General features: G+C 58.3%; 25 protein-coding genes and 1 pseudogene. 11 read left to right on the plus strand and 15 right to left on the minus strand.

Annotation, left to right across the window (positions count from 1 at the left end; genetic code table 11):
• Positions 1 to 46: 46 nt before the first annotated feature.
• Positions 47 to 946 (plus strand): LysR family transcriptional regulator, encoded by a 900-nt coding sequence (locus ACZ5A6_RS22090; RefSeq protein ID WP_003519235.1) that lies wholly within the window; start codon positions 47 to 49, stop codon positions 944 to 946.
• Here the strand turns inward: ACZ5A6_RS22090 and ACZ5A6_RS22095 are convergent.
• The 3 genes from ACZ5A6_RS22095 to ACZ5A6_RS22105 all read right to left on the minus strand — a co-directional run bounded on the left by ACZ5A6_RS22095 (position 933) and on the right by ACZ5A6_RS22105 (position 3,678).
• On the minus strand, positions 933 to 1,643 hold the full coding sequence (locus ACZ5A6_RS22095) for a gamma-glutamylcyclotransferase (protein WP_174051011.1): 711 nt from the start codon (positions 1,641 to 1,643) through the stop codon (positions 933 to 935). The genes ACZ5A6_RS22090 and ACZ5A6_RS22095 overlap by 14 nt on opposite strands.
• Before the next feature lie 75 nt (positions 1,644 to 1,718).
• Positions 1,719 to 2,699 (minus strand): alpha/beta fold hydrolase, encoded by a 981-nt coding sequence (locus ACZ5A6_RS22100; protein ID WP_065687459.1) that lies wholly within the window; start codon positions 2,697 to 2,699, stop codon positions 1,719 to 1,721.
• Positions 2,700 to 2,886: 187 nt separating this feature from the next.
• Positions 2,887 to 3,678, minus strand: coding sequence for an alpha/beta fold hydrolase (locus ACZ5A6_RS22105; RefSeq protein ID WP_003519240.1), 792 nt, complete (start codon positions 3,676 to 3,678; stop codon positions 2,887 to 2,889).
• Positions 3,679 to 3,821: 143 nt separating this feature from the next.
• Here ACZ5A6_RS22105 and ACZ5A6_RS22110 point away from each other — a divergent pair, with 143 nt between their 5' ends.
• Entirely contained in the window at positions 3,822 to 4,289 is a 468-nt protein-coding gene (locus ACZ5A6_RS22110; protein WP_111800161.1) for a MarR family winged helix-turn-helix transcriptional regulator, read from the plus strand.
• A 21-nt stretch (positions 4,290 to 4,310) separates the two neighbouring features.
• Here ACZ5A6_RS22110 and ACZ5A6_RS22115 read toward each other — a convergent pair whose 3' ends face one another.
• Together ACZ5A6_RS22115 and ACZ5A6_RS22120 are read right to left on the minus strand one after the other, a co-directional pair.
• Entirely contained in the window at positions 4,311 to 5,090 is a 780-nt protein-coding gene (locus ACZ5A6_RS22115) for an SDR family oxidoreductase (protein ID WP_111800162.1), read from the minus strand.
• A complete protein-coding gene (locus ACZ5A6_RS22120; RefSeq protein WP_013762164.1) occupies positions 5,087 to 5,410 on the minus strand; it encodes a nuclear transport factor 2 family protein in 324 nt (107 codons plus the stop codon). Before ACZ5A6_RS22120 ends, ACZ5A6_RS22115 begins: the two co-directional genes overlap by 4 nt.
• A gap of 95 nt (positions 5,411 to 5,505) precedes the next feature.
• Between ACZ5A6_RS22120 and ACZ5A6_RS22125 the strand changes: the two genes are divergently transcribed.
• Positions 5,506 to 6,411 (plus strand): LysR family transcriptional regulator, encoded by a 906-nt coding sequence (locus tag ACZ5A6_RS22125; RefSeq protein WP_003519247.1) that lies wholly within the window; start codon positions 5,506 to 5,508, stop codon positions 6,409 to 6,411.
• A 71-nt stretch (positions 6,412 to 6,482) separates the two neighbouring features.
• Here the strand turns inward: ACZ5A6_RS22125 and ACZ5A6_RS22130 are convergent, their stop codons facing one another.
• Genes ACZ5A6_RS22130 through ACZ5A6_RS22140 form a run of 3 tightly spaced genes read right to left on the minus strand, consistent with a single transcriptional unit; the run spans position 6,483 to position 9,069 of the window.
• Positions 6,483 to 7,454 carry an alpha/beta fold hydrolase gene (locus ACZ5A6_RS22130; protein ID WP_025595168.1) on the minus strand — a complete coding sequence of 324 codons (972 nt, stop codon included), beginning with the start codon at positions 7,452 to 7,454 and terminating at the stop codon, positions 6,483 to 6,485.
• 24 nt (positions 7,455 to 7,478) lie between these two features.
• A complete protein-coding gene (locus ACZ5A6_RS22135; protein ID WP_003519251.1) occupies positions 7,479 to 7,997 on the minus strand; it encodes a Dps family protein in 519 nt (172 codons plus the stop codon).
• Between the two features lie 52 nt (positions 7,998 to 8,049).
• Positions 8,050 to 9,069 carry a cupin domain-containing protein gene (locus tag ACZ5A6_RS22140; RefSeq protein WP_174050930.1) on the minus strand — a complete coding sequence of 340 codons (1,020 nt, stop codon included), beginning with the start codon at positions 9,067 to 9,069 and terminating at the stop codon, positions 8,050 to 8,052.
• 362 nt (positions 9,070 to 9,431) lie between these two features.
• Here ACZ5A6_RS22140 and ACZ5A6_RS22145 point away from each other — a divergent pair, with 362 nt between their 5' ends.
• The 5 genes from ACZ5A6_RS22145 to ACZ5A6_RS22165 all read left to right on the plus strand — a co-directional run bounded on the left by ACZ5A6_RS22145 (position 9,432) and on the right by ACZ5A6_RS22165 (position 14,171).
• Positions 9,432 to 11,009, plus strand: coding sequence for a sensor histidine kinase (locus ACZ5A6_RS22145; protein WP_111800164.1), 1,578 nt, complete (start codon positions 9,432 to 9,434; stop codon positions 11,007 to 11,009).
• Positions 11,002 to 11,643, plus strand: a complete 642-nt coding sequence (locus ACZ5A6_RS22150; RefSeq protein ID WP_013762159.1) for a response regulator transcription factor — start codon at positions 11,002 to 11,004, stop codon at positions 11,641 to 11,643. Before ACZ5A6_RS22145 ends, ACZ5A6_RS22150 begins: the two co-directional genes overlap by 8 nt.
• A 91-nt stretch (positions 11,644 to 11,734) precedes the next feature.
• Positions 11,735 to 12,106 (plus strand): response regulator transcription factor, encoded by a 372-nt coding sequence (locus ACZ5A6_RS22155; protein WP_025595171.1) that lies wholly within the window; start codon positions 11,735 to 11,737, stop codon positions 12,104 to 12,106.
• Between the two features lie 28 nt (positions 12,107 to 12,134).
• Positions 12,135 to 12,440: a UBP-type zinc finger domain-containing protein gene (locus tag ACZ5A6_RS22160; protein WP_060642819.1), complete on the plus strand. Its 306-nt coding sequence runs from the start codon at positions 12,135 to 12,137 to the stop codon at positions 12,438 to 12,440.
• A gap of 57 nt (positions 12,441 to 12,497) precedes the next feature.
• Entirely contained in the window at positions 12,498 to 14,171 is a 1,674-nt protein-coding gene (locus ACZ5A6_RS22165) for an FAD-dependent oxidoreductase (RefSeq protein ID WP_065658409.1), read from the plus strand.
• A gap of 96 nt (positions 14,172 to 14,267) precedes the next feature.
• Here the strand turns inward: ACZ5A6_RS22165 and ACZ5A6_RS22170 are convergent, their stop codons facing one another.
• Positions 14,268 to 15,383 carry an FAD binding domain-containing protein gene (locus ACZ5A6_RS22170; RefSeq protein ID WP_111800165.1) on the minus strand — a complete coding sequence of 372 codons (1,116 nt, stop codon included), beginning with the start codon at positions 15,381 to 15,383 and terminating at the stop codon, positions 14,268 to 14,270.
• A 10-nt stretch (positions 15,384 to 15,393) separates the two neighbouring features.
• Positions 15,394 to 16,617: an MFS transporter gene (locus ACZ5A6_RS22175; RefSeq protein ID WP_111800166.1), complete on the minus strand. Its 1,224-nt coding sequence runs from the start codon at positions 16,615 to 16,617 to the stop codon at positions 15,394 to 15,396.
• 156 nt (positions 16,618 to 16,773) lie between these two features.
• On the opposite strand from ACZ5A6_RS22175, the gene ACZ5A6_RS22180 reads away from it, so the two are divergent.
• Both ACZ5A6_RS22180 and ACZ5A6_RS22185 read left to right on the plus strand, forming a co-directional pair.
• The gene (locus ACZ5A6_RS22180; RefSeq protein ID WP_111800167.1) at positions 16,774 to 19,059 is read left to right on the plus strand and encodes an FdhF/YdeP family oxidoreductase; all 2,286 of its coding nucleotides are present in this window, start codon (positions 16,774 to 16,776) and stop codon (positions 19,057 to 19,059) included.
• A gap of 218 nt (positions 19,060 to 19,277) precedes the next feature.
• The gene (locus ACZ5A6_RS22185) at positions 19,278 to 19,859 is read left to right on the plus strand and encodes a TetR/AcrR family transcriptional regulator (RefSeq protein ID WP_111800168.1); all 582 of its coding nucleotides are present in this window, start codon (positions 19,278 to 19,280) and stop codon (positions 19,857 to 19,859) included.
• A 40-nt stretch (positions 19,860 to 19,899) separates the two neighbouring features.
• Here ACZ5A6_RS22185 and ACZ5A6_RS22190 read toward each other — a convergent pair whose 3' ends face one another.
• From ACZ5A6_RS22190 to ACZ5A6_RS22205, 4 genes are all read right to left on the minus strand, one after another.
• Entirely contained in the window at positions 19,900 to 20,904 is a 1,005-nt protein-coding gene (locus ACZ5A6_RS22190) for a zinc-binding dehydrogenase (protein ID WP_111800169.1), read from the minus strand.
• Between the two features lie 111 nt (positions 20,905 to 21,015).
• Positions 21,016 to 21,840, minus strand: coding sequence for an oxidoreductase (locus ACZ5A6_RS22195; protein ID WP_111800170.1), 825 nt, complete (start codon positions 21,838 to 21,840; stop codon positions 21,016 to 21,018).
• A 254-nt stretch (positions 21,841 to 22,094) separates the two neighbouring features.
• Positions 22,095 to 23,189, minus strand: a complete 1,095-nt coding sequence (locus tag ACZ5A6_RS22200) for an alkene reductase (RefSeq protein ID WP_111800171.1) — start codon at positions 23,187 to 23,189, stop codon at positions 22,095 to 22,097.
• A gap of 48 nt (positions 23,190 to 23,237) precedes the next feature.
• Positions 23,238 to 24,026: an SDR family NAD(P)-dependent oxidoreductase gene (locus ACZ5A6_RS22205; protein WP_111800186.1), complete on the minus strand. Its 789-nt coding sequence runs from the start codon at positions 24,024 to 24,026 to the stop codon at positions 23,238 to 23,240.
• Between the two features lie 112 nt (positions 24,027 to 24,138).
• Here ACZ5A6_RS22205 and ACZ5A6_RS22210 point away from each other — a divergent pair, with 112 nt between their 5' ends.
• Complete coding sequence (locus tag ACZ5A6_RS22210; protein ID WP_065658404.1) at positions 24,139 to 24,687, plus strand: TetR/AcrR family transcriptional regulator; 549 nt, start codon at positions 24,139 to 24,141, stop codon at positions 24,685 to 24,687.
• 48 nt (positions 24,688 to 24,735) lie between these two features.
• On the opposite strand, the pseudogene ACZ5A6_RS22215 reads toward ACZ5A6_RS22210, so the two are convergent.
• Positions 24,736 to 24,906, minus strand: a pseudogene (locus tag ACZ5A6_RS22215) (IS3 family transposase); the annotation flags it as partial.
• Positions 24,907 to 25,024: the final 118 nt, after the last annotated feature.

The following is a 25,024-nucleotide window of genomic DNA, read 5'->3' on the forward strand; positions in this document are numbered from 1 at the left end:
TTGCAATATTAATTTCGACTGCGTTGCTCTTTTTGAAACAATCCCAATGAACGATTACAAAGCTCTGCGAACCTTCCTCCTTGCGGCCGAAAAGCGAAATTTCGCCCAGGTTGCCCGCGAACTCGACATGACGCCGGCTGCAGTCACAAGGGCTATTGCGGCACTTGAAGCCGAACTCGGCGTTCAGCTGTTTGTCCGTACGACCCGGCAAGTGTCGCTGACAACAGACGGTGCGATCTTCGCCGCCCAGATTCAGCCGGCGGTGAAGACGCTTGAAGAAGCGCGCCGCGACGTGATGAACGCTCACAAAGCCGACGAAGGGCGTCTCAGGATCAGTGCGCCGACGTGGTTTGGCAAGGCGGTGCTCCCACCGATCCTCTCCGGCTTCAAAGAGCGATACCCGAAGATGGGCTTCGAGATATCACTGTCCGACGGACTGGTGAATATCGTTGATGATGACTACGATCTGGCGATCCGCATCTCGTCTCAGCCATCGGACAAGTTCACGATATGGAGGAAAATCCGCGTCGTGCCGCGCATTCTGGTTGCGGCACCGGGAAGCCGGTTTGTCGAGATGCAGCATCCGAACGAGCTGACGCCAGACGATTGCCTCGCCTATAGCGGCGAAAGCCGGCGAGAGAACTGGGTTCTCTCGGACGGCGGCTCGAGCATGACGATATCGGCAGGGCGCGCCTTCAGCGCCAATAATGGTGAGGTTCTGGCCGACATGGCCGCAGATGGAGCAGGCGTTGCCATGCTGCCGAACTTTCATGTCTCGGAACACCTCAAGAGTGGGCGCCTCGTGCACGTCTTCAAGGGCTGGGCCCCACCCGATCTGTGGTTGACCCTCTACTACCCGCCCTATCAGGCTCTGCCTCCCCGCATTGCATCCTTCTCCAAATTCTTCGAGGAGCAGGTTGCGGCGCAGATGGTCATGCTTGATTGATATCCCGGACTGTCCCGCCACAGCGTCCTTGCTGTGCGGAGATCTCGGCCGCGACCCGCGCCTGTAACTGCCAGAGGTTTCGATCGCGAATGCCCTCTGCCTGAAGATCGACGATCGTGTTGTGCAGATACTGGGCGCAGGAACCGCCCTCCCCGCAGGCGCTGGCGATCAGTTTTGCCGTCGTTTCCACCGGTAGCGGCGCCGTCAGACCCGCGCGCTTTGTGCTCGCCCAGAATGTCAGAGCCTTCTGGATGCCGTCAGGCGTTTTGACCTTTACCCAGCGCACCATGTCGATGACTTCCCGATACCTGATTTCGCGGGCGACGAGAGCTCGAAGGTCGTCACGCCGCCGCTCGGACGAGAGTTGCATGATGACACCGTCGCACTGTCCACCACGCTCAAGCGCCATCATCAGACCTGGCTGCGCGCTCGTTGCCCGCCAGCGCTCGATTTTCAGGGAAAACGAACGATGCCAGCCATGGGCGGTGGCACGTCGCCTGCCGGCTGGCTTGAACTCAGGATTCCAGATGAGGGAACCGTATGCAAACACCCAGATCGGATCGCTATCGGCTTCACGTTCGATAGCGGCAACCAGAGCGTCAAGTTCTGTTTCAGATAACGGCGTCCAGCCCGGCTCCGGGCCGTCGTCACGGACGTCTCTGATGGTCAGGGCTACAAGCTCGGGCGTCAACTGCATCGTCGTCTCGATCGGTAGTACGGCAAGGATTGCATCAGTGGCCGTGGCAGGTTCCGCCACGGCCACCTCTTATCGTCAGGATCGAATGAATGCCAGAAGATCGGCGTTCAGCACATCGGCATTCACGGTCAGCATGCCATGCGAGAAGCCGGGATATGTCTTCAGCGAACCATTCTTCAGCAGCTTGGCGGACTTCAGTGCAGAATCCGCGATTGGAACGATCTGATCGTCTTCGCCGTGGAGAACGAGCGTCGGCACCGTGATTGCCTTCAGATCTTCCGTCTGGTCGGTTTCGGAGAAGGCCTTGATGCCATCATAGTGCGCCTTTGCACCGCCCATCATGCCCTGGCGCCACCAATTCTGTATTACGCCTTCCTGAACCTTGGCGCCATCGCGGTTAAAACCGTAGAACGGGCCGGCCGGGACATCGCGGAAGAATTGCGCCCGATTGGCCGCCAGCGCCGAACGGAAGCCGTCGAACACTTCGATCGGCAGGCCTTCGGGATTGGCTGCGGTCTTCAGCATCAGCGGCGGGACTGCCGATACCAGAACGGCCTTGGCGACACGACCGGCCGGCTGACCAAACTTCGCCACATAGCGCGCCACTTCGCCACCGCCAGTGGAATGGCCGATATGCACGGCATTTTTCAGATCCAGCGCTTCGACGACAGCGAAAGCGTCGGCGGCATAGTGGTCCATATCATGCCCTTCGGAAACCTGGGCAGAGCGTCCGTGGCCACGGCGATCATGGGCAACGACCCGGTAACCGTTGGCAAGGAAGAACAGCATCTGGGCATCCCAGTCGTCAGACGATAACGGCCAGCCGTGATGGAAGACGACGGGCTGAGCATCCTTGGAGCCCCAATCCTTGTAGAATATTTCGACGCCGTCCTTGGTGGTGATAGTACCCATGGTCTTGTTTCCTTCGATTGATGTGTTGGTGGGGGCAGCGTTTGCTGCGAAGGTGAATACGGGTGAAATGGCCATCGCCGCTGCGGCTGCACCAACTGAAAGCAGTGCGCCACGGCGCGTTATGGAAAAGTCGTTCTGGGTCATCTCACGTCCTGCAAATGTATGGTTTCGTGTTTCAGGCGACGCCGTTGCTCGTCTGATGTGTGGATATTGCTACCAAGTCGCGGGCACAACAATTGAACTAATAATTCATAGTTTGTTGTGAAATTCGAAATAATACGTTCCGGTCGTTATCGGGACAGTGCGGATTGTCCCGATAACGCGGAATCTATCATTTCTGCTTTGCCGAGACGGCCTTGGCGGCAGCATCGATGGTATCAGCGACGACCGTCGGCTGCGTCATGAACAGGGCGTGGCTTGCTGAGACCTTGGTGATCTTGGCTTTGATGCGTTCGGCCATATGGATCAGCATTGCCTGGTCGAATGCCTTGTCCTCAGTAGCGATCACAGCCCAGCTGGGCTTGGTACGCCAGGCAGCATGTTCGAGCTTCGTGCCGAACGCCGACATGTTGATCGGGACCTGAGCGTCCCTCATGAACGCAACATCGGCATCGCTAACGTCATGAGCAAAACCAGCCTTGAACTTTGCCGGGCTGACATATCCAAAACCATCCTTCGTGGTTTCGATGACGAATTCCGATGCGGGAGCAAACCCCTGATATTGCTGGGCTGTCGTTTCGCCGGCATCTGGTGAGAGCGCAGAGACATAGACGAGGCCAGCAACCTTTTCATCAACGCCCGCTTCTGTAATGACCGTGCCGCCCCAGGAATGTCCGACCAGAATGACCGGACCGTCCTGCCGCTCGAGAGCACGCTTTGTGGCGGCAACGTCGTCCGCCAGAGAGGTCAGGGGATTCTGGACGATGGTCACGCGGTAACCACGCTTTGTGAGATTGTCGTAGACACCCTTCCAGCCAGAGCCGTCAGCAAAAGCGCCATGGACAAGCACGACGTTTTTTACGGACTGGTTCTGGGAAATGGTGTCGGCAGCGTTTGCCGGCAGTGCGGCAGACAATGCGGCGGTGGCAATTGCAGAAAGGGCGGTTGCGGACTTGCGTGTCATGGCTTCTTCCTTTTTGTTTTGCGATAACTGTTATCGCGATACACATAAGCTGACAGATGCTGACCCTTCCGTCAAGATAATTCTTATCGCGATATTTATTTTTGCCGTATGATTGACTATATGTATGTGTGAAGGAGCCTAGAATGACCATACGTCACAACAATCCACCGCCCTTGCACGACCAGCTGTGCTACGCAATTTATACTGCCGGCATTGCCATCCAGCGCGCTTACAAGCCCTTTCTGGATGAGCTGGGGCTGACGTACCCGCAATATCTCGTGCTAAACGTGCTTTGGAGCGGAGATGAGCAAACCGTTGGCGCCATTGCAAACGCCCTCGCATTGGAATCGAGCACACTGACGCCGCTCTTGAAGCGCCTTGAGACAGCCGGCTTGTTGCGCAGGACCAGAAACCTCAGCAATGAGCGGCAGGTGGTGATCGCGTTGACCGAGGAAGGCCGCGCATTGCAGCACAGGGCGGGCTGCCTCAGCGACACCTTGCTTGCAGCTTCAATGCAAACTCCAAAGGAGCTGGCCGATCTGAACCACGACGTCCGCCATCTCCGCGACGCGATCTATTCACAGATCGGCGGGTGGGACGCGCCCGCCTGATCTGCAGGCGCATCTCGGAACCTACGCTGTCGGCACCGTCCCCCCATCAATTGTGTATTCAGTACCAGTAATCGAAGCCGCGCGGTCGGAAGCGAGGAAGGCGATCAGGTTTGCGACCTCTTCCGGTTTTGCCGGGCGGCCGAGCGGAATGCCGCCCAGTCCATCCATGATGATCTTCTTGCCACCCTCAAGGTCAGTTCCGGCCTGCTTCGCCAGGCGCTCTGCAAGGTGGACGGAGGCTTCCGTTTCGATCCAGCCCGGCGAAACCCGAACGACGCGCACGCCTTTGGGCGACACTTCCTTCGACATCGCCTTGCTATAGGTCGAAAGTGCCGCTTTCGCTGCGGCATAGGCTGTTGTCGATTCCGGAAGCGGCAGGACTCTCTGGATGGATGTCACATGCACGACAACGCCGCTTCCCCGGGCGACCATATCCGGGACCAGTTGCCGATCCAGCCGGACAGCCGGATAAAGGTTAAGCGATATTTCCTTGTGCCAGTCATCCTCCGACAGGGCAGAAAAGCCGCCCCCCGATGCTGAGGAGCCACCCAGCATATGGACGATGACATCGACGCCGCCAAGGCGCCGCCGCGTGGCCTCTGCGACGATTTCACATCCCTCTTCGGTGCTCAGGTCCGCATCGACGAACAATTCTTCCGGCATGTTTTCCGGACGGGCACGCGCTGTCGTCAGCACCTTTGCGCCGAGTTCGCGAAACAGGCTGACGGTCGCAGCGCCAGCACCTTTGGTTCCAGCCGTAATGAGTGCGCGTTTGCCGTTCAGATTGAGAAAGTCAGTCATGACCGGATCTCCAGCCTGACGATCCTGTCGTCCTTGATCGTGAAGGCATGGATTAGCATCACCGGACTACCGGGAAACTTGCCACTCACCCTCGCCCGCACGAGTGTCTTGTCACCGTCAATCGTGGTTTCCACAGGTTCGGCAACGTATTGAGCCGACCTCTTGGCGGCCACCCACCATTGACGGATGGCGGCAGTGCCCTGATAGCGGGCATTCTCGTCCTCGACCACCGCATCGACATCAAGCGTTTGCAACAGCCCGTCGGCATCGTTGCGGGTGTCAGCGTCAAAATACATATTCACAACTTGGGGCATATCCATCTTATTTCTCCTTGTGAGGTGCCCCTAAGTTAGTGCTCTACCATTGCATTGATAAGTGGGATAAACATGCACGTGATGTTGAACAGATCGGGATAATGGAACAGTTAAACCTTAGGGAACTCGAAGCAGTCATCGCGATCGCCAGGCGCGGGACGTTTCGCGCAGCGGCTATCGATCTCGGTATGTCCACAACTGCGCTCAGCCACACCATCGGCAGGCTTGAGGCGGGGCTCGGCGTACGATTGTTCAATCGCACCACGCGCAGCGTCTCGCTGACAGATGCCGGCAGGCTCTTTGTACAGCAGGTTGCGCCTTCGCTTCAGGACCTTCATGCCGCTCTGGAAACGGTGCGCTCTCAACGCGAGACACCGTCTGGAACGATACGCATCAATGCGGCACCGTTTGCAGCACGCGCCATCATCTCACCGCTCGTGCTTGAGTTCCTGCGTCGCTATCCCGAGATGAATGTCGATCTGGTCACGGAAGGAAAAATGGTTGATATCGTCAATGACGGTTTTGATCTGGGCGTCAGGGTGGCAGGTCTCGTTCCCAGCGACATGATTGCCGTTTCGCTCGGCCGGCCCCAGCGACACGCTGTTGTTGGTTCTCCGGACTATTTCGCACAACATCCCAAACCCGTGGTTCCTCCGGATCTTCTCAATCACAGATGCATTCGCGTTCGCTTGCCTGACGGCTCACTGTTTCGATGGCGGTTTGAAAAAGACGACGAACCGGTGCAAATCGATGTGCGAGGCCCGATCACACTTGATGAAGCGGGCCTTGTGAGGACTTCGGTGCTGGAAGGTACCGGCCTGGGCTATACCATGGAAGAGGAAGTGCTCCCCGACATCAAAGCGGGGCGCCTTGTCCGGGTGCTGGAGGACTGGACACCACCGTATCCGGGGCTCTGCCTGTATTATCCCGGGCGCCGAAATCTGTCGGCTGGAGTGAAAGCGTTTCTTGATCTGGCCCGCGAGCTTTCGCGACGAGCTGCTGACTAACCCGCTGACCCCGCATTTGTAGTGGCGGCCCTTTGGGGAGCCGCCACACACGTCTTGGGATAGGGAAACAATCAAGCCTTGATGAAGGCCAACAGGTCTGGATTGATCACGTCGGCATGCGTGGTCAGCATCCCGTGCGGGAAGCCCTTGTAGATCTTCATCGTGCTGTTCTTGATCAGCTTGGCCTGAAGCTCTACGGCGGCCTTGTAGGGAACGACCTGGTCGTCATCACCCTGGGTCACCAGCGTGGGAACCGTAATCGCCTTCAAGTCTTCGGTCTGATCTGTCTCCGAAAACGCCTTGATACCTTCATAGTGCGCCACGGCGCTACCCATCATCCCCTGGCGCCACCAATTGTCGATCACACCCTGCGAAACTTTCGCATCCGGCCGGTTGAAACCATAAAATGGGCCCGACGCAACATCGAGGAAGAACTGCGCGCGATTGGCTGCCAGGGCGCTACGGAACCCATCGAAGACTTCCATCGGCGTGCCATCAGGATTGGCTGCGGTTTTCAGCATCAACGGCGGAACGGCGCTGACGAGGATAGCCTTTGCCACGCGTCCCTGTGGCTGACCATGCCGTGCGACGTACCGAGCGACTTCGCCGCCGCCTGTGGAGTGGCCGATATGAACGGCATTGCGCAGGTCAAGATATTCGGCGACGGCGGAGGCATCGGCAGCGTAATGATCCATGTCGTGACCATTGCTCACCTGGCTGGAGCGTCCATGGCCGCGGCGGTCGTGGGCCACAACGCGATAGCCCTTGCTGAGGAAGAAAAGCATCTGGGCATCCCAGTCGTCTGACGACAGCGGCCAGCCATGGTGGAAGACGATCGGCTGTGCATCCTTCGGACCCCAGTCCTTGAAGAATATCTCTACGCCGTCTTTGGTGGTGACGAAATTCGTGGTCATCGATGCAATTCCTTCTGGGTTACGGGAAATTTTCTTTTCGGAAGCCATCGCCGGCATGGCCAAGGCCAGAGAAACCGTGGTGCCGGCCAACAGGACCTGCCGACGGGACAGTGAAAGTTCGTTGATCATGGGCCTCTCCGAAATTTCGCGCGCTCATTCGGCGCCGCGGGTGCTTTCGAACAGGAACCAGGCACGGCGCTCTGCCTCATCCACCCAGTTTTCGATCAGGCTGGCGGTTGCGATGTCGCCATGGTCTTCACAAAGATTGTGTGTCGCCTTCATCAGCGAGACGAGTGTGAGATTATCGTCGCGAAGCTCGGCCAGCATATCCGCCGGGGTCACGAAATCGGCGTCGTTGTCGAGAAGCCGCTGCAACCTGGAAATATGGCTGATCGAACGAAGTGTGGTGCCGCCGATCTTGCGGGCTCGCTCGGCAATGTCATCCGTCATGGCGAAGATCTGCTCGCCCTGCTCGTCCAGCATCAGGTGGTAATCACGGAAATGCGGACCGCTCATATGCCAGTGAAAATTCTTCGTCTTGAGATAAAGCGCGAAGACATCGGCCAGCAGCGCCGTCAACGCGCCGGAAATATCGGCGGTTGCGTTCGTGCCAAGGGCAGTCGGTGTTGCAAGAGGCGACTTGCGATGTTTTTCAGCGAGGGTGCGGTTCATGGTAATCTCCATTGGGTTTGGGCTTGGGTTTGGGTTTCAGGGATTCAGGGATTCAGAGCCGTGCAACGATCAGCGGATCGTCGATATCGACAGGAAGAGGCAGGAGGGCTTGCTCGGAAAGGCCCAACTGGCTAGCGATCACACTGCGTGAATAACCGGCCGCCGCTGCTCGGTAATCGATATCTTGTGGCGCGCTGCGACTGAAGAAAATCAGGATATGCAGTGTGCCACTGCCGGTGTTTTCGATGTGATGCGGGTAAGCCGGCGGCACGAAATAGGCGTCGCCCGGATGGATCGAATAGGTGTCAGCGCTTCCATCGGGATCAAGGACTGTCATCTGACCGGTCCCTTCGAGCACATAGCCCATTTCGGCGGTCTCGGGGTGCCAGTGCGGTTCGCGCAGGCCAATCTCGCTGATGCGGACAGAAAACATCGAAAGACCATCGAGAACAGACCAAGCCGGAGCCTGCGCGGTCCTTGCAGAGCCCGCCGGCGACGATACGTGCGGCGCTGACTCCTCGACACGGAATTTGAGCCTGTTTGGATGAAGCGCCTGCTTTTCAACGGCTGGCTGGGCCTGCAGGTCGAATATCTCTGTGTTTGCGTTCAGCCTGCCAAAACTCGGCGGCTTTTGCGGTTGCCACTCGAAGGTGCTCAGCAGCACGGCGTCGGACATCACGTCGAAGGCGCCAGACAGGCTGAAATCTTCCGGATCCTCGTTCGAAAAGGCAAGGATGAACTCCGCCTCCGTTTCACCGGTATTTTCAATCGCGTGAACCGTGCCTGACGAAACGAAGAACATTTCGCCAATGCCGATAAGAAAGACGTCGCGGCTGCCATGATTGCCGACGACAGTCACCAGTGCCTGTCCGCGGACACAGTAGCCCAGTTCATTGGCATTCGCATGCCAGTGAGGCTCCCTGATCGCGTGTGCCGTGAGCACCAGCCTGCGTATTGAAAGGCCTTTGAGGATTGGCAGTTGATCGCGACCAAGGCGCATGATCGATCCCGCCGGGCTTTCGAAGGCTGCAGGCCGGTCCTTGAGAGAAAGAACATGTTTTGAAATCTGCATTTTCAACTCCTGCCCACATCGTTTGTTTGACGAGATGGTTGTAGGCGAGGATCTGGTTGCGCGGTATCCAATGCTTGGTTAGTCGGACTGACACCTAAGTATAGTGGCTCGCCTGCCGAACCGAGGCTACAAATCCAGGCCCTCCACTGAAGAGATGCTGGATGCCAATGCGCCCTGAATTTTCAAGCGCGCCCTTTCACATGGATGTCGCGATCCATCTGAGGCCATCCCAGTCCTGGAATGGCCATTCTTTTTTGCGCGGTTATGAGATTGAGTTTGCATAGGAATATTGGAATTGCCAATTGCGTTTCGGCAGCAGGGATGGCTTGATAATGCGGTCGATCTCAACGTGGGAAATCTCCTTGCATTCGCTGGTCCTGGTAAACCCGGAAAGACGGCTGCCGGCGCGCTTTGAACTTGGCGTGCTCGTCTGCGCATTTTTGCTCGCAGCGCTGATCTTCTATCTCGATACCTATACCGACATTCACAGCGCGCTTGCCACGCTCTATGTCATCACCTTGCTTCTGTCGGCAGAAACCCTGACAGAAAAAGGAACGATACTGGTGACCGGTATCTGTATCGGTCTGGCGGCAGTCTCGTATCTTGCAGCTCATGGGCTGCAAACCGACCTCGCCGCAACCCTACGCCTGGCGGTCGCGGTTGCTGCAATGTTGATCACCTGCGCCTTGATCATCCGCAATCAGCGCGCGCGCCTCAATCTTGTGAAATTCAATGCCGCCCTGCAGAGCAGCGAAGAGCGCTACCGGACGATTTTCGAGCAAAGCCGCGTTGCACTTTGGGAGCGCGACTATTCGCAGGTCCGCGCAATGCTGATGGCGTTGAAAGCAGATGGTGTCAAAGACCTTGGTGCTCACGCTCGGGAGAACCCGGATTTTCTGGAGCGATGCATCGTCAGCGTCCCTACCGTTGCCGCCAACGCGGCGGCACTTGAATTGCTGGGCCATGTGGGTAACAACAATCCCGGCTCCATGCGCCGCTATATTGCCCAGGACGACGCCACCTTTCTCGATCTCATCGCGGCAATTTTCAACAACGAGACGCATTTCGAAGGCAAGGGCAGCATCATCACCAGCGATGGCACCAGCAAATTTGTGCTGCTGACCGTTGGCTTTCCTGAAGATCCTGCCAATTTCAACCGTGTCATTGTCGGTATGTTCGACATTACGGAGCGGGAACTGGCCCAGAAAGCACTGTTCGAGGCCCAGGCGGAATTGGCATTGGCGTCGCGCGCGGCAACCGTCGGCGCGTTATCTGCCTCGCTCGCGCACGAACTCAATCAGCCGCTCGGCGCCTTGGTGGTCAACGCCCAGACCCTGCAGCGCTGGCTGGATCGCGACCCGCCGGATCTGGCAGCCGTTTCCCGCTCAGCTGAGCGCATCGCTCGTGACAGCCAGCGTGCCAGCGACATCATTCAGAGCGCACGATCAATGCTTGGTAACCGCCCGCCCGATATCGAGCCGGTTTCGCTGGCCGATCTCGTCACGGAGACACGCGCGCTGATGGAGAGCGAGCTTGTCAGAAACGGGGTCATTGTTGAAATAGCTGAAGCAAGCGATGTGCCCACCGTCAACGCTGTGCGGATAGAGCTGCAGCAAGTCTTGATCAACCTGATCACCAATTCCCTTCACGCCATGGCCGAAACCCCGGAAGCGATGCGGCGGATATCGGTAACGATCGAGCCTGGGGATGATCAAAGCGTGATCATCAAGGTTCTCGACACAGGTCCCGGGCTCAGTCCGGACGTTCTCAAAAACCTGTTCAAACCATTCTGCACGACCAAACCGACCGGGCTTGGCATGGGCCTTGCCATCTGCCGCAGCATGCTCGAAGCCCGCGGCGGCATGCTGTCTGCCAGCAATCACATCGATGGTGGCGCATTGTTCGAAATGATCGTCCCGATGGAGGCAACCCATGAATGATGCGAGAAAGTCCGCCAAACCGCCGAACGGCGATACGCCGGTTGTCTACGTCGTCGATGACGATACTGCGATACGCGAGGCTTTGGTCGATCTGTTCCTGTCAATTCGAACAGAAGCAAAATCCTTTGAAAGCGCCCAGGACCTGCTCGAAAATGCCGATCTGGACCGACCTGGCTGCATTCTTCTCGACGTTCGCCTGCCCGGTGCGAACGGCCTTGATTTTCAGCTCCACCTGGAAAAGCTCGGCAACCGAATGCCTATCATCTTCATGACGGGTCACGGTGATATACCAATGACAGTCCGTGCCATGAAAGCAGGCGCCATCGACTTCCTGACCAAACCTTTTCGGGACCAGGACATCCTCGACGCCGTCTCGGTTGCTTTTCAGAAAGATCGGGAAATGCGCCAGCAATCTGCTGCAAATGGCGCCGTCGTGGAACTGGCCAAGACATTGACCCGCCGCGAGCATGAGGTCATGACGGCTGTCGTGCAAGGCCTGATGAACAAGCAGATTGCGTTCAACCTCGGGATCAGCGAGATCACGGTCAAGCTGCATCGCGGCAATGTCATGCGCAAAATGGAGGCGCGCTCCGTAGCCGAACTGGTGCGCAAGGCGGAACTGCTGGGCCTTTGAGGCCAAAACCTAGACCCTTGTATGGTGCAATGTTGTGTCTCGATGGCGCATATAGAAGCCAGTTGATTTTAAGAGGCAAGGCCCAATCAAATTGTCCAGAACACCTGTCATAGCCATCGTTGACGACGATCGGTCGATCCGCGAAGCCCTTGACGATCTCGTTTTGTCCTGCGGTTACGAGAGCCGGCTGTTTTCGTCTGCGGAAGACTTTCTGGCCCGCGGTGATCGCGTCGCGATCGACTGCATGCTGGTCGACGTTAAAATGCCAGGCTTGAGCGGCATCCAGATGCAGGACGTGTTAAACTCGCGCGGTGATCAAAAGCCGCCGATGATTTTCATGACATCCTATTGCGACGAGCGAACGAGAGCAGCGGCAATGGATGGCGGTGCATTCGCATTCCTTGGGAAGCCAGTCGATTTCAACCAGCTTATACTGTGTCTTGAAGAAGCACTGAAGCACTGAAATTTCCAACACGTTCAGGAGTGGAACCATGTCTGATCAATGCTCGCACCTGCCGACGATCCGATCGGTCAAGCCCATGACGCTTGGCTGCGAGGAATGTCTCGAAACTGGCCAGATATGGCTTCATTTGAGGCTCTGCCGCGAATGTGGTCATGTCGGCTGCTGCGATCAGTCCCCCGGCCGCCACGCGACCGCGCATTTCCACACCACCCGCCACCCCATCATCGAGGGCTATGACCCGCCGGAAGGCTGGGGCTGGTGTTATGTGGACGAAACCATGGTGAACCTGCCTGATCAGACACCGCAACGCGGGCCGATACCGCGATATTACTGAACTTCGCCGAAAAATCGGCGGTGACCTGCGGACGACATTTCCAGCTGGAGGTAACAGATGGCAGATCTCAGCGCGCGCCTGGACCAGATGTTTCCGGTGCTCAACCCCCATCAGGTCGAGACGGCGAAGCGTTTTGCCAGCGGCGAGCCAAAAGATTTCGCACGTGGTGACTTCGTCTACAAGGTAGGAGACCACGCAGCGCCCGCCTGGCTGGTGCTGAAGGGATCGATGGACGTGTTTCGCCACGAAGGTCTTTCCGGCGAGGCACCGATCACGACGCATGGAGCAGGCCAGTTGTCTGGCGAAGTCAACCAGCTGTCGGGTCGACCGACACTTGCCGGGGCCCGCGCCGGGTCCGAGGGCTGCACGGCCATTCCCTTTGATGCCGCCCATTTGCGGGCCTTGGTGATCGGATCGGCCGATGTCGGCGAAATCATCATGCGCGCCTTCATCCTGCGCCGCGTCGGTCTGATCGATGCAGGCGCAGGTTCTGTTCTGATTGGAACCGCTGGCAATGCCGCGCTCTCGCGCCTGCAAGGATTCCTAGCCCGCAATGCCTTTCCCCACATCGTGCTTGATGCTGCCATGGAGGGTGAAGGTAAGGCGCTGATCGAACGTCTGGGTATTCTCGCCTCCGACCTTCCGCTAATGGTCTGCCCCAACGGCACCGTGCTCAAGAAACCGACCGATGCGGAGGCCGCAGCATGTCTCGGCATGACGCCGGACCTCAAGCCCGGAAAGCTCTATGACGTCGCTGTAGTCGGCGCTGGACCGGCGGGCCTTGCCACCGCCGTCTATGCCGCTTCGGAAGGGCTCGACGTCCTTGTCATCGATGAACACTCGATTGGGGGGCAGGCCGGCGCTTCGTCTCGGATCGAAAACTATCTCGGCTTCCCGACGGGCATATCCGGACAGGCGCTGGCGGGACGTGCCTACAATCAGGCACTCAAGTTCGGGGCGGAAATGGTTCTTCCCGTCGCTGTCAAAAATCTAATCCCTCCGAAAGATGACGCAGGTGTGCTGGCGCTCGAACTCGACGGTGGAAAATCGGTGACGGCCCGCAGTGTCGTCATCGCATCCGGCGCTCGCTACAGGCGGCCGGATATCACCAACATTGACGGTTTCGAGGGCAACGGCGTTTCCTATTGGGCCTCGCCGATCGAGGCAAAACTTTGCGCCGGCGAAGAGATCGTCCTGGTTGGCGGCGGCAATTCGGCAGGCCAGGCCATCGTTTTTCTGGCGCCTCAGGTCAAGACACTTCATCTGGTCGTGCGGCGCGCACTCGAAGATACGATGTCGCAATATCTGATCGACCGTATCAAGGCCCTGCCGAACGTCCAACTGCACATGCATTGCGAAGTGGACGCGATCAATGGCGATAACGCCACTGGCATCTCCTCCGCAAGACTGCGCAACCGCCTGGATGGAAGCGTGAACACCTTGCCGCTTCATCATCTCTTCCTTTTTATCGGCGCGGATCCGAACGCTGGCTGGATCAGCAGCCGGGTGCAAACCGATGACAAGGGCTTCATCGTCACTGGGCAATCCTTCGATGAGCATTGTCGTTTTTCCCGCAAGCCATTGCCTCTCGAAACCAGCCTGCCGAATGTCTTTGCCATCGGGGATGTCCGTGCCGGATCGACCAAGCGGGTCGCGGCAGCAGTTGGGGAAGGTGCCGCCGTCGTCTCGCAAATCCACGCCGCACTAAGCCTGATAAAGCCCCCCAACTGAAGCATCCGACCTTTCTCAAAATCAAAAACCCGCTGGCAGAAGCCAGCGGGTTAAAAATATCGTTCTTGAGTACCGTGACAGGCAGCCGGTCGATACTCAGATAGCCGACGCACCGAGTTGCCGGCCATAAGCAACGATTTCCCGGCCAACCGCGATGCGATCATCCTCGAACCGCTGCAGGGCACTGGGAAGGTCAACCTCGGACTCCAGGCTGTTGCTCAACGCCATGACATCGCCCGCTGCTTTCGACACGCCCATCGCGGTGTGCGGACGCGCGACAAAGGCGGCGTCGCCGATGAGGACGACCGAACGGCCCGTCATGCGGGGCGACTCGTAGTCGAAAATGCCCTGGATAGAGGGGCTTGGCTCCGCCTCGACCGCCTGGGCGAATTGCGGCGGAAGCATCTGCAGCGCATCGACGCGCAACGCCTCCAGACGGTCGCTCGACAAGCCACCACGCGGCAGCGAAAATGCATGCGTTCGCCCATCCAGATCGGTGAACGTGTGGGCAAGTTCGCTTGCTGGCACTTTGCGATACCAGACCCAGTTATATCGGCGATTGCCGATGTCCATTTCGCCCTTCGAGCCCGGGACAAGATAACCGAGCGCATGTACGCCCGGCCTGACATGAAAGGCAAACCGGTCGAGAAGCAGATTAGCTGCCGTTGGAAGCCTCGTTTCCGGGATCAATCCACGCCATGCGACATAGCCGGAATAGCGGTTTTGAGTGTCTCCGGGATTGACCGCTGCGCGCACCACCGAACCAAGGCCATCGGCACCGATAACCAGATCGGCATTCACCCGCGTACCGTCACCAAAAATCAGCTCCGCGCCACTCTCGCCATCCAGCACTTTGACGACATCCCGACCCAACACATAGCTTCCTGAAGCGATGCGGGAAGCGACAGTTTCGAACAGGTAGTCCCAGGAGATCTGGGTCTGGGGCGCCTTAACGGTCTGGGCGATACGTCCGTCCTGATCGAGATAGATGCGTTCCTTAGCCACCACGCCGATACGGGCGACATGCTCGCAGCCAATCAGCCGGAGAATGTGCAGCAGGTCCCTCTGACCGACGAGGCCCGCTCCCCGACCTGCAAGACCGCTCTTCGATCGCTCGTAGATGCGGACATCGTGGCCAGCCTGTTGTAACATGATGCCAGCGAAGAGGCCGGCAAGCGAACCGCCGACGATTCCTATACGTAGCTTTTCCATCGTTCCGCCCTCAGTTTCCGACAACCGTCAGCGAATGCCGGCGATGATGAAATATTTTCACCGCGAAGGCTGCGAGGCCGAACGCCGCGCCGAGAAGGCTGACGACGAGCCAGCCGCCCTGCCCCCAGGCCAGTGTCGCCATCGCCGAACCTGTGGCACCCCCCAGAAACATGCCAGTCATGAAGACCGTGTTGAGACGGCTACGCGCATCGGCATCCAGGGCATAGATGATGTGCTGGTTAGAAATCAGCGCGCTCTGTATGCCGAAATCAAGCACGATGACGCCCACAACCAAGGAAACGATCGATGCCCAGACCCCGAAGATCAGCCAGGCGGCGATCGTCAATCCGGCGCCCATCCAGACCACGAAATGCGGTCCCCGTCTGTCGGCAACAACTCCTGCCAGAGGCGCTGCAAATATGCCGACCGCACCGACGATCCCAAACAGACCCGCTACATCGGCACCGAGCTGAAATTCTGGCCCCGCCAGATAGAGAGCGAGGATGGTCCAGAAGGCCGTGAACGACGCGAACAGAAACGCCTGGATGATAGTCGCTGCCCTCAAGGCCGGGTGGCGTTTCCATAGCTGGCCAAGCGACCGGAGCGCCTGATGATATCGCAAAGTCGAGGTTGGCCGATGATGCGGCAGGACCGCAAACATGAGGCCCGCGGCGAGCAGGGCGAGCGGTACGCCGATCCAGAACATTTCCCGCCAGCCGGCGTGTTCGCCCACAAAGCCCGACAGGGTGCGGCTGAACAATATGCCCGACAATACGCCTGCCATGACGGTGCCGATTGTGGCGCCGCGCTTTTCGGGCGCGGCCAGCGATGCCGCAAAGGGCACGATCTGCTGGGCGACTGTCGAGCATGCTCCAACCATGACCGATGCTGCAACCAGCATCCAGGCCGTCGGCGCCAGTGCAGCCAGCGCGAGCGCGGCGGCAAGCACCACGAATTGCCCAATGATCATCCGGCGGCGATTAACGAGGTCGCCGAGCGGCAGTAAAAGGAACAACCCCAGTGCGTAACCGAGTTGCGTTGCGGTGGGCACCATGCCGGTAACTGGCTGCCGACTGAAATCCGCCTCGATAAGGCCGAGCATCGGCTGATTGTAGTAGATGTTTGCGACGGCAATACCGCCCGCGACGGCCATGGCCAGAAGCGCAACTTGTCCGATCGCATCATTGTGGGTGGCGCTTGCCGCCCCGGCTTGCATCTGTCCTGTCTTTTCCATGATACTGTTCCACCGCCAATCTTGATCTGGGCAAAATATGCTCAATCTCGTTGGCCGCACATTCGATAGACGTCTACCTGGACCTATACATCGGTCTAGGTTCGTACTGATGCGTTCGATGCTAGATTTATTCAAACACGCTGAAGGGAGACTGTGATGAGCGAGAAGCGGCCGGATGGGATAGAGCATTACAAAGCGCCAGCAGGTGGCTGGGGCGCACTAAAAGCCGTCGCCAAAACCCTTGCTCACCAGCAGATCATCGCCGAGGGCGCGGCGACATTGTTAAAGGCAAACCAGCCCGAAGGCTTCGATTGTCCCGGCTGCGCCTGGCCCGATCCGAAGCACACAAGTTCGTTTGAGTTCTGCGAGAACGGAGCAAAGGCGATCACCTGGGAATCGACGGCCAAGCGCGTTGGCCCCGATTTCTTTGCCGCTCATTCGGTGACTGATCTCTGGCAATGGACCGACCACAAGCTTGAAGATCAGGGGCGCCTGACGCATCCGCTGATCTATGATCATGCCAGTGACCGCTACGTGCCGATCGAATGGGATGCCGCATTCGCGCGTATTGCCTCGGAATTGAACGCCCTTCCCAGCCCTCATATGGCCGAGTTCTACACGTCCGGTCGTGCCTCCAACGAAGCAGCGTTTCTCTTTCAGCTCTTCGTTCGCGCCTATGGCACCAACAATTTCCCCGACTGTTCCAACATGTGCCACGAAGCCACCAGCGTCGGTCTGCCCCTGTCGATCGGTGTCGGCAAGGGCACTGTAACGCTGGAGGATTTCGATCATGCCGACGCGATCTTTTCGTTCGGGCACAATCCCGGCACCAACCATCCGCGCATGATGACGACATTACATGAGGCCTCCCGCAGGGGTGTGCCGATTGTCGTCTTCAATCCACTAAAGGAGCGGGCGCTGGAGCGGTTTGCAGCCCCGCAGGATCCGATCGAAATGGCGACGATGTCATCCACGCCGATCGCGTCTGCCTATCATCAGGTTCGTACCGGCGGCGATCTTGCCGCACTCAAGGGTATGATGAAGCGCATCTTCGAGCGGGACGCGGCCGATATCGAAGCTGGCGGACCCGGCGTCATCGACCGCGATTTCATCGCGGCGCATACGATTGGCCTTGAAGCCCTGCAAGCCGATATCGACCAGACGCAATGGCCGGAGATTATCGAGAAATCCGGCCTGTCACTGGAAGCGCTCGATAGCGCCGTGGATGTCTACCTCAAGGCGAAAAACGTCATTCTCTGTTATGGCATGGGCATCACACAGCATGCCCATGGCACGGCCAATGTGCAGCAACTCGCCAATTTCCTGATGCTGCGCGGCAATATAGGCCGGCCAGGCGCCGGTATCTGTCCCCTGCGCGGCCATTCCAACGTTCAGGGCGACCGGACCGTCGGCATCACTGAAATTCCCAATGAGGCTCTTCTTGCTGGCATGGAAAAAGCCTTCGGTTTCCGCCCGTCTGGTGAAAAGGGCCATAACGCCGTAGAGGCAATCGAGGCCATCATTGAGGGCAGGTCGAAAGCGTTGGTGTGCCTTGGTGGCAATCTTGCTGTCGCAATGTCCGATCCTGAAGCGACGTTCGCGGGCATGCGGAAACTCGATCTGGCCGTTCATCTTGCGACAAAGCTCAATCGCTCGCATCTGCTGCTGGCAAAGACATCGATCCTCCTGCCGGTTCTGGGCCGGACGGATCTGGATATTCAGGCGACAGGGCGCCAATCCGTCACGGTAGAGGATTCCATGTCGATGGTGCACGCGTCGCGCGGTTTCCTCAAACCGCCAAGCGATGAGTTGCGCTCGGAACCCTGGATCATTGCCGGCATGGCCAAGGCGACGCTAGGTAACCGGCACGACATCGACTGGGACGGGATGGCCGGCGACTATGAGCAGATCCGCGACAAGATCGAAATCGTATTTCCCGATTTTCATGATTTCAATACGCGCGTGAAAACGCCCGGAGGCTTCCGGCTCACGGTCGCGGCTTCTGATCGTGTGTGGAATACGCCGTCCGGTAAGGCCGAATTTCTCGTCGCACCGGGACTTGATGAGGACACACGCTTGCACGACCCCGAAGCCCTTGTGCTGACCACCTTGCGCAGTCATGACCAGTACAACACCACCATATACAGCCTCGACGACCGCTACCGTGGTGTCTACGGCCGCCGCGACGTCATCTTCATGAACCAGCGGGACCTTGAAACGCGGGGACTAAGAGACGGAGACCTCATCGATGTCGAAGCAATTTGCGGGAGTGGCGCCAAAACCGCTACCGGATTTACCGCCGTTGCCTACAATATTCCGCCCGGCTCGGTAGCAGGTTATTACCCCGAAATGAACCAGGTCATTGCGCTCGCAGACTACGACAGGAAATCCGGGACCCCAGCATATAAGGGCGTTCCAGTGAGGATACGCCGATCCACGTAACCGAGCTTTATTTTACTAACAATCCGGGCCAGCTTCCCAGAAACAGAAGTCTTCGTTGCAGCCAGCGACAAGATGTCGGCGGCGAAGGACGGAAAATTAGTAGCCGATACGACGTGTTCCTTGTGTTGAGCGCATTATTAATGATAATCGTCAGCAATACTCTCAATCCATGATGATATCCAACATCATGGAGACGGCGCCGTCGAAAGGGTTCGGACATGCGGATCACCAAGGAAAAGAAGCAGGAAAATCATGAACGGATTGTTGCGATTGCATCCGGGATGTTTCGCGAACGAGGGTTCGATGGCGTTGGCGTGGCTGACCTGATGGAGGGTGCGGGCCTGACCCATGGTGGATTTTACAACCACTTCGTCTCGAAGGAGGCGCTCATAGCAGCAGCCTCCGCCAAAGGGTTTTCCGAAACGTTGGCACGCTATGCCGGGTATGATTTGGGCGAGATGATCGACGCCTACATCTCGCGCACGCATCGTGATGCGCGTGGCCAAGGCTGCACGGCCGCCGCACTGAGCGGGGAAGCAGCGCGGCTGCCAAACGAAACCAGAGCTGTTTTCGGCGAAGGCATCGAGCGCCTTGTTGACGCGCTGGAGAGCAATCTTGCGGCGAACCAGCCCGCCGGCTCAAATGCCCGCACGCAAGCCATCAGTATTATGGCGCAAGCTGTCGGGGCCATCGTGCTATCGCGGGCCTGCCCGGACGCATCGGCCCTGGCGGATGAAATTCTTGATATTTGCCGCGCCGATTGCCGGGCCTCTGTCGAAAATGGCGGGCGGGAGCAATAGGGCCGCAGCCATGCGACCCCATCTCCTGCAAAATACGAACTCAGTCTGCGACCTTCACAACGACCTTGCCCCTGGCGCGCCCGGTCTCGACATGGGCCAAGGCCTCCGCCGTCTGAGCAAAGGGAAATACCTTGTCCACGACCGGACGGATCACGCCGGCGTCGATCAGCTTGGCGATCTGGGCAAGTTGTTGCCCTTCCGCGCGCATAAACAGGAAGGAATACAAGACGCCCCGGCTTCTCGCCTTCTTCAGCACGCCCCGGCTCAGCATCCGTACCACCAAGCGCAGGAACATGTTCAGCCCCAGAGATCTGGCAAAGGGAACATCCGGCGGCCCCGAGATCGATATCAACCGACCACCCGGTTTCAGAACATTCAGCGACTTGGCCAGCGTCTTGGCATCCTGACTGTTCAGCACCAGATCATAACCGGATAGCACCTGTTCGAAATCCTGCGTCCTGTAGTCGATCACCACATCGGCGCCGAGGCTTTTGACCAGGTCAATATTCGCGGCACTGGTCGTGGTGGCCACCGTGGCGCCGAGATGCTTGGCAAGCTGGATGGCAAAGGTCCCAACCCCACCGGAACCAGCCTGAATGAACACTTTCTGGCCGGGCTTGACCTTGCCGACCTCCACCAGCGCCTGCCAGGCGGTCAGTCCAACCAGCGGTATGGATGCAGCCTGCTCCATCGAAAGGCTCGCGGGCTTCAGCGCTACATCGGCGGCGTCAATTGCGATGAACTCTGCAAAGGTACCGGCCCGGTGATCCCTCGGGCGGGCGTAAACCTCGTCCCCAGCCTTGAATTGCCGCACATTCGCGCCCACGCTTACAACCGTTCCGGCTAGATCGTGACCCAGAATAAAGGGCGGGCGATAGGGCAGGAAAAGCTTGAACTCGCCGTCCCTCACCTTGGAATCCAGAAGGTTGATCGCCGTGGCCTGAATGCGAACCAGAACATCATTCGCGCCCATCCGGGGCTCGGGCATGTCTGCCAGACGCAAGGCGCCCTTCTTTTTGTATTTGTCGACGACGAAGGCTTTCACGGACGTTCTCCAGTGTAAAAATATTATCGGCTCAGATGGCTAAAAAAGCCAAGGCTTTCAGCGCGAACTGAGCATGTTGTTGGAAGGCCCTGCCGTGGCCATCATTCTCGCTCACGCGATGTTGAATTGCTTGCGCAAGGTTCGATCAAACAGCGCGCGCGGCAGGAAACGCCGGGCAAACGAGGTCTGCCGGGCCGCCTTGCCGGAGGGGTAGCGCAACCGCGGCGCCTTGTCCTGCGCCGCCATCAGGATGGTGGCCGCAACATCATCCGCCGTGTCGCCGGTCGCCATGGCCAAGTCAAACGCCGTGCGGTATCTGGCCAGTGTCTGGCCATAGGCTGCAACCGGACGGTCGCCTTGCGGAGAATTGGCCTCGATCGAGGTTTTCGTTGCCCAAGGCTCGATCACGGCGACACGGATGCCGAACTGGCGAACCTCATGGTCCAGCGATTCCGAATAGCCCTCAATGGCGTGCTTGCTGGCCGAGTAATAGGCTCCAAAAGGACCGGGTATTAAGCCCAGGACAGAGCCGATGTTCAATATCCTGCCATAGCCCTGTTGGCGCATCATCGGCAACACGGCATTGGTCACCCGAACGACACCCAGAAAATTGGTTTCGAACAGCGAACGAACCTGATCCACCGAGCTTTCTTCGGCCGCCCCGGACAGGGCGTAACCGGCATTGTTGACCAGAAGGTCGATACGGCCAAGTTCCTGATGCGCCAGCGCCACGGCATCCGAGACAGACAAATCGGAAGTCACGTCACAAGCAATCATCCGAATGCCATCACGTGTCTCGTCAGGTGCAGCCTTACGACTCGTGCCAATCACCCGGTAGCCTGCCCGGGCCAGAGCCGTGGCGGCCGCCTTGCCAATCCCACTGGAAGCCCCGGTCACAAAGGCGGTCTTCTGTCTCTTGGTAGCAAACGTCGCCATAGCGTCTTTCTCTCTTTTCGGTATCACCATGGATTGCCGCCAAGGCATATGGTTTTACGACACTAATTTTATGATGATTATCATCATCATTGATGATTTTTAATGATATATATCATCATTAAAGTCAAGTGTGACTTTCATTTGGTGAGGGAAAGGGTAACCCTTCAGTGTCGGGACCCGGCACCAATCCGCAAAGGATCAGGCACAGCACACTGATTTGATGGGGCCGCACCAGCGAGCGACCCCAAAAGTAGTCAACGCCCGGCAGCTGCCGCCAAAGAGGGGTAATCGATATAACCCGCGGCACCGCCACCGTAGAGCGTAGCCGGGTTTATCTCTGCCAACGGCGCATCGCTTTTCAATCGCTCAACCAAATCGGGATTGGCAATGAACGGCCGGCCGAAGGCGATCAGATCCGCCCGACCCTCGGTAAGATGCGAAGTCGCCAGTTCGAGGTCATAGCCGTTGTTGGCGATATAGGTCTTGCTGAAGCGACGGCGCAATGATCCGAAGTCGAATGGCGCGACATCGCGCGGTCCACCTGTGGCACCCTCGACGACATGAATGTACACGATGCCAAGGGCTTCGAGCTGATCGACGATGTAATCGAACTGCTCCTGCGGATCAGTGCTCGAAATGCCATTGGCGGGCGAGACCGGCGAGATGCGGATGCCGGTGCGTGCAGCGCCGATTTCCTGGACAACCGCGGCCGTGACTTCCAGCATGAGGCGCGCACGGTTTTCGACAGAGCCGCCATAGGCGTCTGTGCGAACATTGGCACCGTCCTTGGCGAACTGATCAAGCAGATAGCCGTTGGCCCCGTGGATCTCGACACCATCGAAACCAGCCTCGATGGCGTTGGCTGCTGCCTGACGGAAATCGTTGACGATCCCAGGAAGCTCTTCCAGTTCAAGGGCCCGGGGTTGCGAAACGTCCACGAAGGCGTTGTTGACGAACGTCTTTGTCTCGGCGCGGATGGCTGAAGGGGCAACCGGCGCTGCGCCGTTCGGCTGGAGATCAACATGGCTGATGCGACCGACGTGCCAGAGCTGGAGGAATATATGGCCACCCTTCTCGTGCACCGCACTGGTGACCTTGCGCCAGCCTTCGATCTGCGCCTGGGTATAGATACCGGGCGTGTCCTGGTATCCCTGCCCCTGCTGTGATATTTGCGTGGCTTCGGAAATGATGAGCCCGGCCGAAGCACGCTGGCCGTAATATTCAGCCGTCAGGTCACCTGCGACAAAGCCCGAACCGGCACGATTGCGCGTCAGGGGCGCCATGACGATCCTGTTGGAAAGGGTCAAGGAGCCAAGCGTATAGGGTTCGAAAAGCGTCTTTTTAGTCATGATTTGCCTATGTGTTGCCGCCGCAGCGGTATGGGTTGCGCGGTCTGCTCAAGCGACGGTGCGGTACCGTTCGGCTGGCAGCGCATTGCCGAAGTTGGCCAGCATGGTCTTGCGCGCAGCTTCAAAGGCTTCCCACTGACCGGCATCGGGAAGCGGCGGGATGGTCACCGGCTCGCGACGGTCGAAGCCGACCAGAGCCGCATCCACAAGATCGCCCACCTCCATGACGTTGTTCAGTGCATTGACGTCGGCGCCGACATGGTCCCAGATTTCGGTTCGTGTCGTGGCGGGAAGAACAGCCTGAACGTAAACGCCCTTCGGTCCAAGCTCGAGGCTAAGCCCCTGAGACAGGAAGAGGACAAAGGCCTTGGTTGCGCCGTAGACCGTCATGCCGAACTCCGGCGCCAGACCAACCACGGAGCCGATGTTGACGATTGCACCCTCACCTTTCTTGACGAGTCGAGGAGCAATTGCGCTGGCAAGGCGAACGAGTGCAGTCGAGTTGAGTGCAACAAGCCGGGCCATGTCGTCGGTGCTCTGCTCGATGAACGTTCCACCGATGGCCGTTCCGGCATTATTGACGAGGATGCCGATGCTGTCATCGTCGCGCAGTCTCGTCTCTACTTTCGCAACATCGGCGAGTTGCGTGAGATCCGCCTGGACGATGTCTATGGCCACGCCGGTTTCCTGTCGCAGACGGCTTGCAACGGCCTCCATTCGCGCCACGTCACGGGCGACCAGCACGAGATCGTGGCCGCGCCGCGCAAACCGATCGGCATAGGTTGCACCAATACCGGTGGAGGCGCCGGTGATGAGGACTGCAGGATTTGTGCTCATAGGATTGCTCTTTTCTGTGATGGAACCTATATTCATGACGATCATCATGATTGGATTTAAATATGATAGCCATCATGTAAATGTCAACGACCATGTTGGGAGAATTGTGAAAATGAAGGTCAGCCGAGAACAGATGGCGGAAAACCGTCGCCGGATTCTGGATGTCGCCAGCCGGCTGTTTCGCGACAAGGGGTTCGATGCCGTCAGCGTTGCGGAGGTGATGAAGGCAGCCGGTCTTACTCACGGCGGCTTTTATGGACATTTCAGTTCAAAAGACGATCTGGTCGCGGAGACCCTTGCCCATGCCCTTGCTTCGGATAGCGTCGGAGGAGGCAACTTCAGCGATTTCGTCAAATCCTATCTTGCGCCTCGCCATCGCGACAACGCTGCCGGTGGCTGCCCAACCGCCGGTCTCGCTGCAGCAATTCGCCACCAGACGCCGCCGGCGCGCTCCGCCATGACAGAAGGCCTTCGTGCGCAGATCAGCCGGATCGAAAAGGCACTCCCGCAACTGGACCCGGCAGATCGCCGGCGCACAGCGATAGGAAGCTGGGCGGCCATGGTTGGGGCAGTCATACTCGCCCGGGCAATCGACGATCCGGAACTATCGGACGAGATTCTGGAACAGACGCACGCATGGATCGACAACAGCGTCAGTTAGTCCGCAAAGAACGACGACGCGTACCGGGCATGACCTCCCACTGAACCTTCATCCAAATGCGATTGGAGGTTCTGCGTTTTTCAACATTCCAGTTGGCGCGGTGTGGGCAATCGGTAGGAAAGCAAAGCTTTGATCTCCCGCAGCATTGGAGCCGGGCGCAGTGATGATCCCGGCATAGCCTGCCGGGGTCTGGTATCCGCGTGATGAGTCCGGCCGGAAGATCGGTCCGGATGTGGATGAGATGGAAAACCCCAACCTTTCGACCGTGCTCGGCCAGATGGTGTGAGGCCACGCATTGTTCGGCTCCTGCTGCCCTTGAACGCCGCCGTCACACCAC

The organism is Agrobacterium sp. 6Ca8 (assembly GCF_055382765.1).